Source organism: Mesorhizobium loti, from assembly GCF_013170705.1.
Classification (GTDB): domain Bacteria; phylum Pseudomonadota; class Alphaproteobacteria; order Rhizobiales; family Rhizobiaceae; genus Mesorhizobium; species Mesorhizobium loti_D.
In genome coordinates, this window is the sequence record NZ_CP033334.1 from 5366900 (window position 1) to 5383283 (window position 16384).

General features: G+C 62.8%; 15 protein-coding genes. 7 read left to right on the forward strand and 8 right to left on the reverse strand.

Translation table 11 applies throughout. The features are described 5' to 3' along the window. Positions 1–23: 23 nt before the first annotated feature. The 5 genes from rsmA (at position 24) to EB815_RS33455 (ending at position 5717) form a co-directional block, all read left to right on the forward strand. Positions 24–863 carry a 16S rRNA (adenine(1518)-N(6)/adenine(1519)-N(6))-dimethyltransferase RsmA gene (gene rsmA / locus EB815_RS26540; RefSeq protein WP_056563226.1) on the forward strand — a complete coding sequence of 280 codons (840 nt, stop codon included), beginning with the start codon at positions 24–26 and terminating at the stop codon, positions 861–863. Positions 864–1397: 534 nt separating this feature from the next. Then, positions 1398–3689, forward strand: a complete 2292-nt coding sequence (locus EB815_RS26545; RefSeq protein WP_065004971.1) for an Orn/Lys/Arg decarboxylase N-terminal domain-containing protein — start codon at positions 1398–1400, stop codon at positions 3687–3689. A 12-nt stretch (positions 3690–3701) separates the two neighbouring features. Beyond that, entirely contained in the window at positions 3702–5228 is a 1527-nt protein-coding gene (gene adiC / locus EB815_RS26550) for an arginine/agmatine antiporter (protein WP_056563232.1), read from the forward strand. Next, positions 5228–5581, forward strand: a complete 354-nt coding sequence (locus EB815_RS26555) for a GNAT family N-acetyltransferase (protein ID WP_196772370.1) — start codon at positions 5228–5230, stop codon at positions 5579–5581. Before adiC ends, EB815_RS26555 begins: the two co-directional genes overlap by 1 nt. Further along, positions 5571–5717 carry a hypothetical protein gene (locus tag EB815_RS33455; RefSeq protein ID WP_196772369.1) on the forward strand — a complete coding sequence of 49 codons (147 nt, stop codon included), beginning with the start codon at positions 5571–5573 and terminating at the stop codon, positions 5715–5717. Before EB815_RS26555 ends, EB815_RS33455 begins: the two co-directional genes overlap by 11 nt. Before the next feature lie 145 nt (positions 5718–5862). On the opposite strand, the gene EB815_RS26560 is transcribed toward EB815_RS33455, so the two are convergent. From EB815_RS26560 to mltG, 4 genes are all read right to left on the reverse strand, one after another. Continuing rightward, positions 5863–7254, reverse strand: a complete 1392-nt coding sequence (locus tag EB815_RS26560; protein WP_056563237.1) for an amino acid permease — start codon at positions 7252–7254, stop codon at positions 5863–5865. A gap of 340 nt (positions 7255–7594) precedes the next feature. After that, a complete protein-coding gene (gene gmk, locus EB815_RS26565; protein ID WP_056565545.1) occupies positions 7595–8251 on the reverse strand; it encodes a guanylate kinase in 657 nt (218 codons plus the stop codon). Between the two features lie 21 nt (positions 8252–8272). Further along, a complete protein-coding gene (locus EB815_RS26570) occupies positions 8273–9163 on the reverse strand; it encodes a YicC/YloC family endoribonuclease (protein ID WP_056563240.1) in 891 nt (296 codons plus the stop codon). Positions 9164–9320: 157 nt separating this feature from the next. After that, the gene (gene mltG / locus EB815_RS26575; protein ID WP_244493891.1) at positions 9321–10430 is read right to left on the reverse strand and encodes an endolytic transglycosylase MltG; all 1110 of its coding nucleotides are present in this window, start codon (positions 10428–10430) and stop codon (positions 9321–9323) included. Here mltG and EB815_RS33680 point away from each other — a divergent pair. Continuing rightward, positions 10429–10701, forward strand: a complete 273-nt coding sequence (locus EB815_RS33680; RefSeq protein WP_244493892.1) for a hypothetical protein — start codon at positions 10429–10431, stop codon at positions 10699–10701. The two genes, mltG and EB815_RS33680, sit on opposite strands and share 2 nt — an antisense overlap. On the opposite strand, the gene fabF is transcribed toward EB815_RS33680, so the two are convergent. The 4 genes from fabF to fabD form a co-directional block, all read right to left on the reverse strand. Continuing rightward, positions 10689–11951: a beta-ketoacyl-ACP synthase II gene (fabF, locus tag EB815_RS26580; protein WP_056563245.1), complete on the reverse strand. Its 1263-nt coding sequence runs from the start codon at positions 11949–11951 to the stop codon at positions 10689–10691. The two genes, EB815_RS33680 and fabF, sit on opposite strands and share 13 nt — an antisense overlap. A gap of 34 nt (positions 11952–11985) precedes the next feature. Further along, positions 11986–12222: an acyl carrier protein gene (locus EB815_RS26585; RefSeq protein ID WP_006203723.1), complete on the reverse strand. Its 237-nt coding sequence runs from the start codon at positions 12220–12222 to the stop codon at positions 11986–11988. Positions 12223–12421: 199 nt separating this feature from the next. Continuing rightward, positions 12422–13159 carry a 3-oxoacyl-[acyl-carrier-protein] reductase gene (fabG, locus tag EB815_RS26590; RefSeq protein WP_056563248.1) on the reverse strand — a complete coding sequence of 246 codons (738 nt, stop codon included), beginning with the start codon at positions 13157–13159 and terminating at the stop codon, positions 12422–12424. A gap of 59 nt (positions 13160–13218) precedes the next feature. Continuing rightward, positions 13219–14166 carry an ACP S-malonyltransferase gene (gene fabD, locus EB815_RS26595; RefSeq protein WP_056563251.1) on the reverse strand — a complete coding sequence of 316 codons (948 nt, stop codon included), beginning with the start codon at positions 14164–14166 and terminating at the stop codon, positions 13219–13221. A 276-nt stretch (positions 14167–14442) separates the two neighbouring features. Here fabD and EB815_RS26600 point away from each other — a divergent pair, with 276 nt between their 5' ends. Continuing rightward, positions 14443–16371, forward strand: coding sequence for an LTA synthase family protein (locus EB815_RS26600; protein ID WP_056563253.1), 1929 nt, complete (start codon positions 14443–14445; stop codon positions 16369–16371). Positions 16372–16384: the final 13 nt, after the last annotated feature.

Below are 16384 nucleotides of genomic sequence, written 5' to 3' on the forward strand. Positions count from 1 at the left end.
GCTCCCGTTTCCGGTCCGAACGCATGAGCATCGACGGGCTGCCGCCGCTGCGCGATGTCATCGAGCGCCATGGGCTGCAGGCGAAAAAGGCGCTCGGCCAGAATTTCCTGCTCGATCTCAATTTGACGGGCAAGATCGCACGCAGCGCCGGCGACCTGACAAGCACCGCGGTGATCGAGGTTGGTCCGGGGCCTGGCGGCCTGACAAGAGCGCTGCTTTCCAACGGCGCCCGTCGGGTTGTCGCCATTGAGCGCGACGAGCGCTGCCTGGCGGCACTGGCCGAAGTCTCCGCTCACTATCCCGGTCGGCTGGAGGTGATTTCAGGCGACGCGCTGAAGACCGACTTCGCCGTCCTCGCCGCGGCAGCAGGCGGAGATGATGGCACGGTGAGGATTGTGGCCAACCTGCCCTACAATATCGGCACGGAATTGCTCGTCCGCTGGCTGACTGTTATGGACTGGCCGCCCTTCTACGCCTCGATGACGCTGATGTTCCAACGTGAGGTGGCCCAGCGCATCGTCGCCGCGCCTGGCAGCGATGCCTATGGCAGGCTTGGCGTGCTGGCCGGCTGGCGCACGCAAGCCAGGATCGCCTTCGACGTGCCGCCCCAGGCCTTCACGCCGCCGCCCAAGGTCACCTCTTCGGTGGTGCATCTGGAGCCGCGCGCGACACCCCTGCCCACTGACGTGAAGAAACTCGGCCGCGTCACCGAAGCCGCGTTCGGCCAGCGCCGAAAGATGTTGCGGCAGAGCGTGAAAAGCCTGGGCGGCGAGGCCTTGCTTGAGCGCGCGGGCATCGATCCGACGAGACGCGCCGAAACGCTCAGCGTCGAGGAATTTGTACGCCTGACGAACGCGGTGTAGCTCCCTTCCCGCCGCTTGCGGGGAGACGATGCCGACAGGCAATGAGCGGCGCAAACCATTTTCAGAGTACGGTGTGCTGCCCCATCCGGCCCTTCGGGCCACATTCTCCCGTGAGATCGAACCCCCTTTGCCGTAACGAGCGCGGCAGGCGCGTCATATCGTCGCATATTGCGACGGAAGGTGTCATGATGGTCATTCTGGCCTGCTTCCAGAAGTCCGCCAGCAGCGCGGCGGACGATGCAGTATTCTGAGAATGACATGACAATGTATTAAAACTGTGATCAGTTCGGGCGATAGTCGCGCAACTGCTTAATCATGAAGTTCTTGAATGGGAGCCCATGAACGCCAGAAGCCTTCTTTCGGATTATTCGAATCCGAATCGATTCGCACGTGGGATGCCCACGGCGCTGTGTCATTTTCATTCATCGCAAGCGCACGACCCGCGCCCTACCCAATCATCGGAGAAGGCGCGCTAAGCGCCCCACGCTTTTCCGTTTTCCATTTTCCGGTCCCAAAGCAGAAAGGAAGCGCAGCATGTCTTCACAATCGAGCCTGAGGTTGGCGATGCGGGCATTGTTGGTCCGCGAGAATTTTGGCGAAGAATCAGCTGCGGGACGCGCGATGGCGGCGCTGGTCGATGAACTGGAACGGCGCGAGATCGAAGTCGTGCTTTCTTCGGCCGTCGACGACGCGCTTGCGATCGTTTCGACCGATCCCTCGATCCAATGCTTGCTACTCGACTGGGATCTGAGCAAAGGCGACGAGCATCAGGCGGCGCGCACGATCCTGGACGCGATGCGCGATTTCAACGCCGACGTGCCAATCTTCCTGCTCGCCAACCGCAGCGTGGCCTCAACGATCCCGGCCGACGCGATGACCAAGGCCGACGATTTTATCTGGCTGCTCGAGGACACTGCCGACTTCATCGGCGGGCGCGTCTTCGCGGCGCTGCAACGCTATCGCTCGACAGTTCTGCCACCGATGTTCGCCGGTCTCGTCGAGTTCGCGCGGACCTATGAATATTCTTGGCACACCCCGGGACATACTGGCGGCACCGCTTTTCTGACCTCGCCCGTCGGACGGGCCTTCTTCGAGTTTTTCGGGGAAAGCCTGTTCCGGTCAGACCTGTCGATTTCGGTCGGCGAACTCGGCTCGCTGCTGGACCATAGCGGGGCGATCGGCGCGGGCGAACGCTATGCCGCGAAGGTCTTTGGATCGGACCGGAGCTATTATGTCACCAATGGTTCGTCGACATCGAACCGCGTCATATTGATGGCGAGCGTGACACGTGACCAGGTCGCGCTGTGCGACCGCAACTGCCACAAGTCTGTCGAACATGCGATGACGCTGTCGGGCGCGATCCCGTGTTACCTGATGCCGACGCGCAACGCGCTGGGGATCATCGGACCGATCCCGCCCGAGCGACTGACCCCCGCCGCGCTGCGCCTGCTGGTCAGCGAGAATCCACTGGTGCCGATCGGTCCCGATGCCAGGCCGGTCCACGCGGTCATCACCAATTCGACCTATGACGGGCTTTGCTACAATGTCGCGCGCGTCGAGGAACTGATGGGCGAAAGCGTCGACCGGCTCCATTTCGACGAAGCCTGGTACGCCTATGCGCGCTTCAACCCGATTTATCGCGAACGCTTCGGAATGCACGGTGAACCGGCGACGCGCGATCGGTCGAAGCCTACCGTCTTCACAACCCATTCGACGCACAAGCTGCTCGCGGCGCTGTCGCAGGCGTCGATGATCCATGTTCGCGACGGCCGCAACCCGATCGACCATGCCCGCTTCAACGAAGCGTTCATGATGCACGCATCGACCTCGCCCTGTTATCCGATCATCGCGTCCAACGATGTGTCGGCGGCGATGATGGATTCGTCGGGCGAAAAACTGACCGGCACATCGATCCGCGAGGCGATTGCGTTTCGCCAGATGGTGGCGCGACTGTCGGCTCAGATGGCGGAGGACAATAGCTGGTTCTTCGACCTGTGGCAGCCAGCCAAGGTTCCAGACGCGCGCGGACGCACCGTCGCCTTCCACGAAGCCGATCCGGAACATCTGGCGACCGAGCCGTCGTGCTGGTACCTCGAGCCCAACGCCGAATGGCACGGCTTCGGGAATATCGAGCCTGGTTATTGCATGCTCGATCCGATCAAGGTGTCGATCCTGACCCCCGGAATGGACCCGACGGGCGATCTGCGCGCGGTCGGCATTCCCGCGAGCATCGTTACCGCCTATCTGGCGGCGCGCGGTATAGTCGCCGAGAAAACCACCGACTTCACGATCCTCTTCCTGTTCTCGCTAGGCGTCACCAAGGGTAAATGGGGAACGCTGGTCAACGCGCTGCTCGATTTCCGCAAGGATTATGACGCGAACTGCCCGCTCGATCGCGCGATCCCCAGCCTCGTCGCCGATCATCCCGATCGTTACGCGGGCATGGGACTGCGCCAGCTTGCCGACCTGATGTTCGCCGCGATGGGCGACCTCAAGACGACGCGGATGATGTCCGAGGCGTTCGGCATCCTCCCCAAGCCCGACATGAGCCCTGTCGCCGCCTATGAGCAGCTGGTCCGCGGCAATATCGAGAAGGTTGCGCTTGATCAGGTCGCGGGCCGCACGCTGGCGACAGGGATCGTCCCCTATCCCCCGGGCATCCCGCTGATGATGCCGGGCGAAAATGCCGGTCCCAAAGGCGGGGCACTGATCGGTTATCTCAAGGCGCTCGAAAGCTACGACCTGCGCTTCCCCGGCTTTGGGCACGATACACACGGGGTCGAGAATGAGGATGGCGTCTATCACGTGTTGGTCGTCAAGCATTGAAGGGGAAGCGAAATGGCTGAAGAAGCAGCGGCTGCGCCCGCAAGCGGGGGCGGCAACAAGATCGGGGTGGTTGCCGCCACATTAATGGTGGCAGGCAACATGATGGGATCGGGCGTATTCATGCTGCCCGCCAATCTTTCGGCGATCGGAAGCATCGCGCTGATCGGATGGATCTTCACGATTGTTGGCGCGGTCGCGCTGGCGCTCGTCTTCGCCAAGCTGGCGGCGATCGATCCCGCGGCGGGCGGCCCTTACGCCTATACGCGAAAGGCGTTCGGCGATTATATGGGGTATCAGACAAACCTCATTTACTGGCTCGCGAACGTCATTGGCAACGTCGCGCTCGCGGTCGCTGGCCTTGGCTATCTTTCGCATTTCTTTCCGGTGCTGAAAGTCCCGGTGGTGATGGCATTCGCCGCCATCGCAGTCATCTGGTTCTTCACCTACGCCAATATCCTCGGCCCCAAGCTGGTCGGTCGGCTCCAGAGCTTCACGACCGTGTTCGCGCTGGTCCCGATCTTCGGGATGGCGCTGTTCGGCTGGTTCTGGTTCAGCGCCGACATCTATGAATCGGCGTGGAACGTCTCTGGCAAGAGCGACACAAGCGCGGTAATGGCCACGCTCACCTTCACACTCTGGGCATTTATCGGCGTCGAAAGCGCGTCCGTCTCGGCCGGCGTCGTCGAGAATCCCTCGCGCAATGTCCCGATTGCTACGGTCGGCGGGGTGGTGCTGGCATCGGTCGCCTATATACTCAGCTCGTCGGTCATCATGGGCATGATCCCAAACAAGGAATTGCTGGTTTCATCAGCGCCCTTCGCGGATGCCGCGCGGCTCGCGCTGGGCGATTTTTCTGGCAGTGTAGTCGCGCTCTGCGCCGCAGTCGGTTGTCTCGGGTCGCTGGCGGGCTGGACCTTGCTCGTCGGCCAGTCGGCAAAAGCCGCGGCGGATGACGGGCTGTTCCCTGGCATCTTCGCGCGGGTCAACAAGCGCGGCGTCCCCTCGCTGGGCCTTGTCATCGTGGCGACGATCATGAGCATTCAGGTGCTCGCCACCATGTCGCCGACCGCAAGCGAGCAGTTCGGCAAGATCGCGTCGATTGCGGTCATCATGACATTGCTGCCTTATATTTACTCGATGATCGCCATAAAGGTGCTCGGCTATCGCAAGATGCCCCACGCGCAGTACACCTTCTTCGTGATCACGGGGCTCGCGGGGGCGGCCTATTGCATGGTGGCGCTGGCTGGCTCCGATGGAGAGCAAGTGCGGTGGTCACTGATCTTCGTGATCTCCACAATCGTTTTCTACTCGGCGTCGATCACCCGCAAGCGCGATATCGAGGAAAAGCATCTCCATCCGGGTGGGCGTTCGCCCGTCTGGGTGCGTTATCTCGCACTGGGTGTTACCATTGCTGCGCTGGCCGTAATGTTCTGGCTGTCGGTGGGCCGCTATTCCGGTCTCGACCTTCACTCGCGCTCTGCATCGCCGCCGAACGTATCGGAGACGGTCGACAAGATGGTGCCACAAGAGACGCCCTGATGGACTGGCGTGCGATGACCGATGCGGATCTCGATCGAGTGACGAACCTCGCAGAGGCGGTTCACCTCGATTATCCCGAGAACTCATCGGTCTTCGCCGCCTGTTTCCGCCTCTATCCGGCAGGATGTCATGTTCTGGACATCGGCGACGGCAGGATTGGCGGCTACCTGATCTCACATCCAGGGCGGCTCGACACGCCGCCGGCACTCGATGTGCCGCTGAAGCGGCTGCCCGAACCGCTCGACTGCTATTATCTTCACGACCTCGCGGTCGGCGAGGCAGCGCGCGGGCACGGCATGGCGAACCGCGCGGTGGAGATTGTCGTGGAGGAAGCACGCCGTGGTGGCTTTTGACACTATCGCCCTGATCGCGGTCGGCGATGCCCATGCCTTCTGGAACTATTGGGGTTTCGCATCGCTCGGCGACGGCCGGATCAATCCGGCGAAAGGCTATGGCGAGGAAGCGCGCGCGTTGATCCGCAAAATCTGATCAGCGCACGAAATCATACTCGATCGTCGCCTGGATGCGCGAGGTGATGCGCGAGCTGCCATCCTGTTCGTCGCGGAACCCGACGAGCCGCACGACGCCGCCGAGCTACGATGGTGGGGGAACATCGCACAGGTGCGTTCTCCTCTCACGGCATCGAACGTTGCGGCTCCTCATTCCTCACATCATCGCGCGGTGGCTGCCGGCGCGTCATCATCGCATAGACCGGTATCCCGATCATCGTCAGAATCATGGTCCACAAACCCGCCGCCGCACCGCCGCCATATATTGTGACCAGTGAAAAGGTGAAGGCGATCAACGAAATCAGCGTGAAGGGCCGGTCAGCCCAAGGGCCGGGCCGGGCAAGACTCGCGAGCAGCGTGGTTTCGGCGGCCGCGCAAAAGGCATAGGGGACCATTTCCGCGGTGGTCGAGAGATTGATGAGCTCGCGATAGACGCCGACCAAAGCGGTCAATCCGCTCGCCTGCAGCAGCAGCATCAGCGATGACAGGACAAGCGAAATGGCAATCCCCGCCGCAGGGGTGCTCGAGCGGCTAAGCCGCGCGAAGATCGGAGGGAACAGGCCGTCGCGCGCCGCGGCAAGCGGAACCTGGCCCATCACCAGCGTCCAGCCGTTGAGCGCGGCGAGCGACGAGAAGATGACCGCCGCCGCCAGCACGTCGCCAGCCCAATCCCCCCACATCAGGCGGGCTGCATCGGCAAAGGGCGCCGACGAGGCCGCCAGCGTCGCGCGCGGTACGACGCCCATCACGGTGACCGTGCAGAGAATGAATATCGCGGCGCAGATCAATGTGCCTAGGATGGTGGCGCGCGGAATCGTGCGCGCCGGATCCCTGACATTGTCGGCGGGCACGGTCGAGGATTCGATGCCCAGGAAAGCGAACATGATCAAAGGCATTACGCTGGCGATCGCGAATAGCGTGGAAAGCGGGCCAGAACCGCCCGCGCCGGCGGGGAGGTCAGGCGGTAGCGCGAGGGTCGCGGGCGAAACCCAGAACAGCCCGATCGACCCGATCGCGATGAAGGGCACGAGCTTCATGCCGACCATGATATTCTGAAGTATCGCGGCGGACCGGACGCCACGGATATTCACCAGCGCGACGGCCCATATCGCGGCCAGCCCGATTGCGGTGGAAAGCAGCCGGCTTTGACCAATGCCGGGGAAAAAAACGCCGAGATAACCCACGAAGGTGATCGCGATCGCGGGCTGCGAAACCCACATCGAAATCCAATAGGTCCACGCGACGATGAACCCGGCCTGCGGGCCAAATGCCTGCCGCGCATAGGCATAGGGACCGCCGACGCTTGGCAATATCCGCGCAAGCCGCGCAAACAGCAGCGCGATGCAGATCGCGACACCGGCCATCAGGACCCATCCTATGAGCGCGACATAGCCATAGGGCGCGAGTGCGGCCGGCGAGAGAAAGAAACCACTTCCGATAATATTGCCGACGACCAGCGCGCTGCAGGTGACTACACCCAGCGACCGGGCGTGGCTGCTCGCGATCGGAGCCGTCATGCCGGCCCGAGCGCGCGGAAGAATGAAGAGCGGTTTCGAAGCGGTATCATGATGTCAACGCTCTCAAATCCAGTACCATTGGGACTTGCGATCAAGAACTGTGATACTATTCAACGTGCAGGCGAGCTTGTCTACCGTGGTCTTGTGTCAGCCATGTGCCACCCTTGAGCGGCCTCGTTGGTTTCAGTGGAATGGAACAGACCGTCGCCATTCTCAGGCGGATGCGATCCAGTTCGCGCTGGCTGACTGGCGGCAGATTGAGGCCACCACCTCATACCGGCAGTTCGAGCGAGTTATAGCATCGGTGGTCCCGTGAACGGGGAGAAGGAAGAAGGGAGCCTTACGCCGTCTTCTCGTCCAGCAGGCCGGAGACGAAATCGAACAGACCGGGCCGGCGGTCCCGCCGCAATCGTTCGGCGACGACAATGCCGCGCACCTCGGCGAAGGCCCGGTCGAGATCGTCATTGACGATGACGAAATCATATTCCTTCCAGTGCTCGATCTCATTGCGGGCGTTCTTCAGCCGCGTCTCGATCACCGCTTCCTGGTCCTCGGCGCGGCGTTTCAGCCGCGCCTTCAGTTCCTTCATCGAGGGCGGCAGGATGAAGATCGAAACGATATCGGCACGCATCTTCTCCTTGAGCTGCTGGGCGCCTTGCCAGTCGATGTCGAACAGCATGTCGCGGCCTTGCGCCAGCGCCAGTTCCGCGGGTTCGCGCGGTGTCGCATAGCAATTGCCGTGCACCTCCGCCCACTCGAGCAGCGCGTCGGAATCGCGCAGCCGCTCGAACTCGCGCATGGTGCGGAAATGGTAGTGAACCCCCTCGATCTCCGAGCCGCGGCGCGGCCTAGTGGTGACCGATACCGACAATTCGAGGCTGGAATCGCTTTCCAGGAGATTGCGCGCGATCGTCGACTTGCCGGCACCGGATGGCGACGACAGGACGAGCATCAGCCCCCGGCGGCGAATGCGGCCCCCCAAATCCCTGGGAACCATCGGTTCCTTGGCAACCATCGGCTACTCCAGATTCTGTACCTGTTCACGAAACTGGTCGACCACGGCCTTCAGCTCCAGCCCGATCGCGGTGACGGCCGCGGCGTTCGACTTCGAGCACAGCGTATTCGATTCGCGGTTAAATTCCTGTGCCAGAAAATCGAGCTTACGGCCGACGGCGCCGCCACCCCCAAGCAGGGCCCGGCCAGATGCGACATGCGTTTTCAGCCGGTCGATCTCTTCGCGAATATCAGCCTTGGTCGCAAGGAATGCCGCCTCCATATGCAGCCGGCTGGCGTCCAGATTGGCGGACGCGTCCATCAGCAGCCTGACCTGCTCGGCGATGCGTTCACGGATCGCCGCGGTGTCGCGTGAGGGGTCCGCCTCCGCGCGCAACGTCAGTGCCTCGATGGCATCGATGTGGCCGGACAGCAGCAAAGCCAGCGCCGCCCCCTCGCCCTGCCGCGCCTGTTCCAGCCCTTTCAGCGCGACGTCGAGCGCAACCGTGATGGCGGCGTCGAGCGCGGCGCGCGCCTCCTCGGTTTCGATGGTTTCAGGAATGTCAAGCACACCTCGCAGCGACAGCAATCCGTCGGCTGTCGCCGGGGCAACGCCGAATTGTTCCTGCAGACGCTTGGCCAGACCCGCAAGGTCTTTCAGAAACGCCTCGTTGACGACGGGTTGCGCCTGCGCGCCGGCGGCGCGGCCGATTGTGAGCGTCGCCTGGAAATTGCCGCGGGCGAAACGCTTCTGCAGCGTCTGTCGCACCGCCGGCTCCAGCCGCTCAAAACCCTGTGGCAGCCGCAGCCGCACCTCGACGCTCTTGCCGTTGACGGACTTGACCTCCCAGGCGATCGAGGTGCCGTCATGCTCGGCGACGGCACGTGCAAACCCGGTCATGCTCTGCAAATTCATGTCGCCTGCACATCCCTGGCGCATCACCCCGAAACCAGTCTTCCGGACGGGGCAAGTGCTGCTTGAAAACAACCACGCCGCGGGCGCGTCGAAACCGGACGCTTGGCGTTCCTTCAAATGTCAGGCTGTCGCCTTCCGGGCAACGCCTTTCTTCGTCTTACTGGGCATCACCCGCATCGCCGCCGGCATCGCCATTGTCGCCACCGGTGCTGTCGCCGCCGTCGGCGGGCTTGTCTGCGGCAGGCTTGTCCGTATTGCCGTTGGCACCGGCGGCAGCGGCCTTGGCCGCGTCATCGGCCTGCTTTTTCTGCAGCGCACGATAGCGGGCGACGTTCTCATTGTGCTCGTCCAGCGTCGCGGCAAAGACATGACCGCCCGTGCCGTCGGCGACGAAATATAGATCGTCGGTCTTCGATGGATTGGCCACGGCCTCAAGCGCCGCGCGGCCCGGATTGGCGATCGGCGTCGGCGGCAGCCCGTTGATGACATAGGTGTTGTAAGGTGTCTGCTTTTGGATGTCCGACTGGTAGATCGGGCGGTCGGCGGGCTTTCCCTTGCCGCCGAACAGACCATAGATGATGGTCGGATCGGATTGCAGGCGCATGCCCTTGGCCAACCGGTTCAGGAAGACGGCGGCGACGCGCGAACGCTCGTCACCCTTGCCGGTTTCCTTCTCGACGATCGACGCCAGGGTGACGAAGTCCTCGATATTGGCGAGCGGCAGGTCCGGCGCGCGCCGCTGCCATACCTCGTCGACCAGCTTCTTTTGATCGGCCAGCAGCTTGTCGATCATCTGCTGGCGCGTCGCGCCACGCGTGAAGCGCAGCGTGTCGGTGGCAAGGCTGCCCTCGGGAGGCGTTGTCGAAGGCATGTCGCCACTCAGGGCGGGTTCGTCGGCGATACGCTGCAGGGCCTGCTCGACCGTCAGCCCTTCCGGAATGGTCAGCGAGTACATCACCGACTTGCCGCTTTTCAGGAGCTCCATGATGTCGCGCATGGATGCCCTGGGCTTGATCTCGTATTCGCCTGCCTTGAGCGCGGAATCATTGCCGAAGGCACGCACGCCAAGGCGGAAGACACGGGCGTCGCTGATCAGTCCGCGCCGTTCAAGCTGGTCGGCGATGTCCTGGACGCCGGTGTTCGCCTTGACCAGGAAGGTGTCGCCATTGGCCGAAGGACCGGGTTCGGTGAATTCCTGCTTGCCGAAATAGAGCGCCACTCCAGCCGCCAAAACCAGCAGCATCACCGAGGAGATGACGAAGTTCATGAACACCACGACCTGGCTGCGCGAAGCGCGCGAGCGTTTCGGCGGCGGGGTTCCGGCTTCCGGCCGCAAGGCCTCGCTGGCTGTCTTCGGCACGATCGGCCCGGTGTTCGCCGGCCGTTGCCCGAATTCTCCGTTGCCCACCGGATTTGTGTTCATTTTGCCCTACCGTTTGATCGCCCAACGAATCCCCCGCGGCAGAGTAGGGGCGAATATGGCAAAATTGACGGCACGTCGAAGCGTCGTCCGGCGGCCGGACGATCAGCCATTGTAGCGCTGGAATACAAGCGAAGCGTTTGTGCCGCCGAAGCCGAAGGAATTGGACAGGGCCACGTCGATCTGGCGGGAGCGAGGCTTGTTCGGCACCAGGTCGATCGCGGTTTCACGCTCCGGGTTGTCGAGGTTGATGGTCGCCGGCGCGATATTGTCTCTGATCGCGAGGATCGAAAAGATCGCCTCGGCGGCACCAGCCGCCCCCAGCAGATGGCCGATCGACGACTTGGTCGACGACATCGAAATCTTCGACGCGGCATTGCCGACAAGCCGCTCGACGGCGCCGAGCTCGATCGTGTCGGCCATGGTCGAGGTGCCATGCGCGTTGATGTAGTCGACATCGGATGGCGCAAGCTTGGCCCGGTTCAACGCCGCCGTCATGCAACGGAAGGCGCCGTCGCCGTCTTCAGCCGGTGCGGTGATGTGATAGGCGTCGCCCGTGAGACCGTAGCCGGTCACCTCGGCATAGATTTTCGCCCCGCGCGCCTTGGCGTGCTCGAGCTCTTCGAGCACCACGACACCGGCGCCCTCGCCCATGACGAAGCCATCTCGGTCACGGTCATAGGGACGCGAGGCCGTCTGCGGCGTATCATTGCGCTCGGTCGACAGCGCCCGACAGGCGGCGAAGCCCGCGATCGACAGCCGCGTCACCGGCGCTTCGGCGCCACCGGCGACCATGACGTCGGCATCGCCCCACATGATCAGCCGGGCAGCATCGCCAATGGCGTGCGCCCCGGTCGAACAGGCAGTGACGACGGCATGGTTGGGGCCTTTCAGCCCGTGCCGGATCGAAACCTGGCCAGAGACAAGATTGATGATCTGGCCCGGGATGAAGAAGGGGCTGATGCGGCGCGGACCGCGCTCCTTGAGGATGATCGCATTCTCGGCGATGCCCTCGATGCCGCCAATGCCGGAACCGATGAGCACGCCGGTGGCGCACTGCTCCTCATGCGTCTTGGGCTCCCAGCCGGAATCCTTCAGCGCCTCGTCGGCGGCGGCAATCCCGTACAGGATGAAGTCGCCGATCTTGCGCAATTCCTTGGGCTCGAGCACGGCCTCTGGATTGAAGGTAGCATTGCTGCCGTCACCACGCGGAATGACATGGGCGACCTTGCAGGCAAGATCCTCCACCTCGAACTCGGTGATGCGCTTGGCGGCGCTGCGGCCGGTCAGAAGCTCCTTCCAGCTGTGCTCGAAGCCCATGCCGAACGGCGACAACAACCCAAGGCCCGTGACGACGACACGCCTCATCGCAGGTCCTCCCCGGTGATGACTGCGGAAAGCGTCAGGCCGAAGCCTTGTCGATGTACTTCACCGCATCGCCGACGGTCAGGATGGTCTCGGCCGCGTCGTCGGGAATCTCGACGCCAAACTCTTCTTCGAACGCCATGACGAGTTCGACCGTATCGAGGCTGTCAGCGCCCAGATCATCGATGAAGCTCGCCTGCTCCGTCACTTTGTCGGCATCGACGCCAAGGTGCTCGATGACGATCTTCTTGACGCGCTCTGCGGTGTCACTCATTTGGGCATCCTCGTCTTTTGTTTGTCTGTCTTCGTTAGCGGGCAGAATGCCGCTAATCAAGCTGAAAGATGGTCCTGCCGGAAACGCAACGGCCACGGACCGGTTTTTGCCCGAACCGCCGGGTTGCGGGCCGCATTACACGAAAAATGGCCGAGGTCCAAGGTGAAATGGTCTCTTTTCACAACCCCGCCATGTCTGGTCAAATCATCGCCATGCCGCCGTTGACATGGATGGTCTGCCCGGTGACGTAGGCGGCTTCGTTGGAGGCGAGGTAGGCGACGGCGGACGCCACTTCAACACTCGTGCCCATGCGGCGCGTCGGAATCGCCGCCATGATCGCCTCTTTCTGCTTGTCGTTGAGCTTGTCGGTCATCGCCGATTCGATGAAGCCCGGGGCAACGCAGTTGACGGTGATGTTGCGGGTGGCGATCTCCTGCGCCAGCGACTTGGAGAAGCCGATCATGCCAGCCTTGGAGGCGCAATAGTTGGTTTGGCCGGGATTGCCGGTGACACCAACCACCGAGGTGATGTTGATGATGCGGCCATGGCGGCGGCGCATCATCGGATGGGTGAGTTCGCGCGTCAGCCGGAAAACGGCGGTCAGATTGACTTCGATCACGCTATCCCAATCGGCGTCCGACATGCGCACGAACAGCCCGTCCTTCGTAATGCCGGCATTGTTGACCAGGATGTCGACGCCTTCGAGATCGGCCTCCGCCTTCTGGCCAAGCGCCTTGACCTCGTCGCGATTCGACAGATTGGCCGGAAACAGCTTTACCCGGTCGCCGAGTTCGGCGGCCAGTGTTTCGAGTTTCTCGATGCGAGTGCCGTGCAGGCCGACAATGGCGCCTTGAGCATGCAGCACGCGGGCGATCGCCTCGCCGATGCCTCCCGATGCGCCGGTGACGAGCGCCTTGCGGCCGGTCAGTTCGAACATTTTTGTCTCCTGATCTGAGAAAACACCCTTCACACGGAAGGGGTCAAATCGCCAGTGTATTATGCGAGTGCGGCCAGTGCCGCCTCAACATCGGCCGACGTGCCGATGGCTGATGTAGCGATATCGCGGTTGATGCGCCGGGCCAGGCCCGACAGCACCTTGCCGGCGCCGATCTCGTAAAGCGTCACAACGCCGTTGGCGCCGAACCATTCCACCGTTTCGCGCCAGCGCACGCGGCCGGTTATCTGCTCGACAAGGCGCCGGGCGATCTCATCCGGATCGCCGGTCGGTGTCACGGTGACGTTGGACACCACGGGAACCGCCGGCGCGTTCTTCGCCACCCCGGCGAGCGCATCGCGCATGACGTTCGCCGCCGGCGCCATCAAGGCGGAATGGAAGGGCGCCGAGACCTGCAGCATCAGCGCCCGCTTGGCGCCCTTTTCGGTGCACAGTTTCGCCGCCAGCTCAACCGCGGCCTTGGCGCCGGAGATGACCAGCTGGCCGCCGCCATTGTCATTGGCGATCTGACAGACCTTGCCGGAGCCTTGCGCGGCCTCGGTGCAAGCGGCTTCGACATCCTCCTGCTCCAGTCCGATGATCGCCGCCATGGCGCCCTCGCCGGCCGGCACCGCCGCCTGCATGGCGTTGCCACGAATGCGCAGCAGGCGGGCGGCATCGGCGACGGAAACAAAGCCGGCGGCGGCAAGGGCCGAATACTCGCCCAGCGAATGGCCGGCGACATAGGCGACCTTGCCCTTCAGCGAGAAACCGCGCGCTTCCAGCGCCCTCACGGCGGCCAGCGAAACCGCCATCAGTGCCGGCTGCGCATTGGCGGTCAGCGTCAACGTCTCTTCCGGACCTTCCCAGATCAGCTTCGACAGGTTTTCGCCGAGCGCGTCGTCGACTTCCTGGAAGATCCTGCGCGCCTCCGGAAAGGCATCGGCAAGATCCTTGCCCATTCCGACAGCCTGGCTGCCTTGTCCCGGAAAGGTGAATGCGACGGCCATGCTAGGGCTCCCGAAGACTGATGTGCTTGCCTGATATGCGAATTTTTCCTGCCTGTGGCGCAAGGCAGCCCGCCAAGTCAAGCCCGCTTCGACCCGTGCCCAAACCCGAACCATGCGCCGAGTGCCTGTTCCGAAAGGGTTTTTGGCGATCACTCCTGATGAAAACCGCTCACGAATCGTTCGCTGGCTCTTCTTATTTTCGCCACAGGCGCTAGCTTTGCGTGACAATTATATGACAATCGCGTGACTTGGGTTGTCGCCGGGTGGGAAGTTAAAGTGGCAAAGAGTTCGAAACGCGCCGGTAAAGCCGCGCCTCAGTTCCTGGAAGACGATCCGTCCACCGGCTATCTGCCGGGCCGGAGATGGCCGGTTGTCCGTTACGGATTGATCAGCCTGGCGATCTCAACCATCCTGGTGTTCGCCATCGAATGGATCGTGCGCGGTGACTTTGCCGGCACCGTCTTCTTCTTCCTGCAGCCGCTCAAGCCGGGCTGGACGACCATCGTCGTGTTCGCGCTGATCCTGATCGGCCTCGACGCCGTGCTCGGCCGCAGCCACCAGAGCCTGATGATCGTCGCGCCATTGACGCTCTCGCTGGCATTTGTCGGCCACCAGAAGTCGCACTATCTCGGCGATCCGCTCTACCCGACGGATTTCCTCTACGCTCGCCAGATCTTCGCGCTGTTGCCGCTCCTGGTGCGTGAACGGCCGATGACCGCGCTCGCCATGGTCGTCGGCATCGTCGCCGGCCTGTCGCTGCTCGTCTATGGCTGGCGGCAGTGGCGCCGCAAGGTTCCCGCGCTCAGCCACAAGGGTCGCCTTGCCCGGCTGACGCTGGCGGTGCCGCTGCTCGCCTTCTTCGTCTCGATCATGGACTATGCCACCTTCTCATGGACCAGGGATCGGCTGCAGATCATCCCGATCATGTGGGACCAGAAGGAAAACTACGCCTCCAACGGCTTTGCACTAGCCTTCGCGCTCAACGTGCCGATGGCCCATGTCTCGGCACCCCCGGGCTATACGGAAAAGGCGATCGCGGCGATCGACCGGCCGCAGATAACGGCCTCGGTGCCCGATGAAAGGCCAGACATCATTGTCGTCATGAGCGAATCCTTCTGGGATCCGACCAAGCTGCCCGGCGTCACCATCACACCGGATCCCATCCCCACCGTGCGGGCATTGCGTTCCGGTTCGATGTTCTCGCCTGAATTCGGCGGCATGACGGCAAATATCGAATTCGAGGCGCTGACCGGTTTTTCCAACGCTTTCCTGCCGGCCGGTAGCATCCCCTACCAGCAATATGTGCGCACGCCGACACCATCGATGGCGACCTTCCTGAAGAGCGAGGGCTACCGGGCGCGCGCCATCCATCCGGGCACCAACTGGTTCTGGAACCGTGGCGCGGTGTACGCCGATTTCGGCTTTAACGATTTCAAGTCGGAAGAGACGCTGCCGCCCATGGAAAAGCGCGGACCGCTGGCATCGGATGCGGCGATGACGGATGAGATCATCCGGGAAGCCGACGCCAGTGACGATCCGGTGTTCTTCTTCGCGGTCAGCCTGCAGAACCATGGCCCCTATGAACCGAACCGCTATTACAACCCGACCCACGCCGTGCAGGCGCCGATCAGCCAGTGGGCGCGCGATTCGCTGCTGAGCTATGCGGAGGGTTCCGCCGATGCGGACCACGGCCTTGAACGGCTGATCGAATGGGCCAAGAAGCGCGAGCGGCCGACGATTGTCGCCTTCTTCGGCGACCATCTGCCGCCACTGGGGCCCGTCTATGTCGAGACGGGCTTCCTGAAGGACAACGTCGCGCCACGCAAGGAACCGACACCGCAAGCCGCCCTTGACCATCACGAGACACCGCTGATCATCTGGTCGAACCGTTCCGGCCCGGTCGCGGACCTCGGCACGGTAAGCCCGGCATTCCTGCCCTATCATATCCTGACCGCGGCCGGCATCACCCATCCCTACTACACGGGCTTCCTGGGCGAGATGCGGGAGCGCTACCGCGTCGTCGACCGCAACCTGCTGCTGACCCCGGCCGGCGAGGCCACGCCCGATTGGTCGCGTCAAAAGGAGATCAACCCGGCAATCCGCGATTTCCGGCTCATCCAGTACGACATGATGTTCGGCAAGCGCCATGCCGCGCCCGACTTTTTCCCCGAGACGGTCGACAAGATCGTCGCCCATACAAGTTGAGAGGCGCACATCA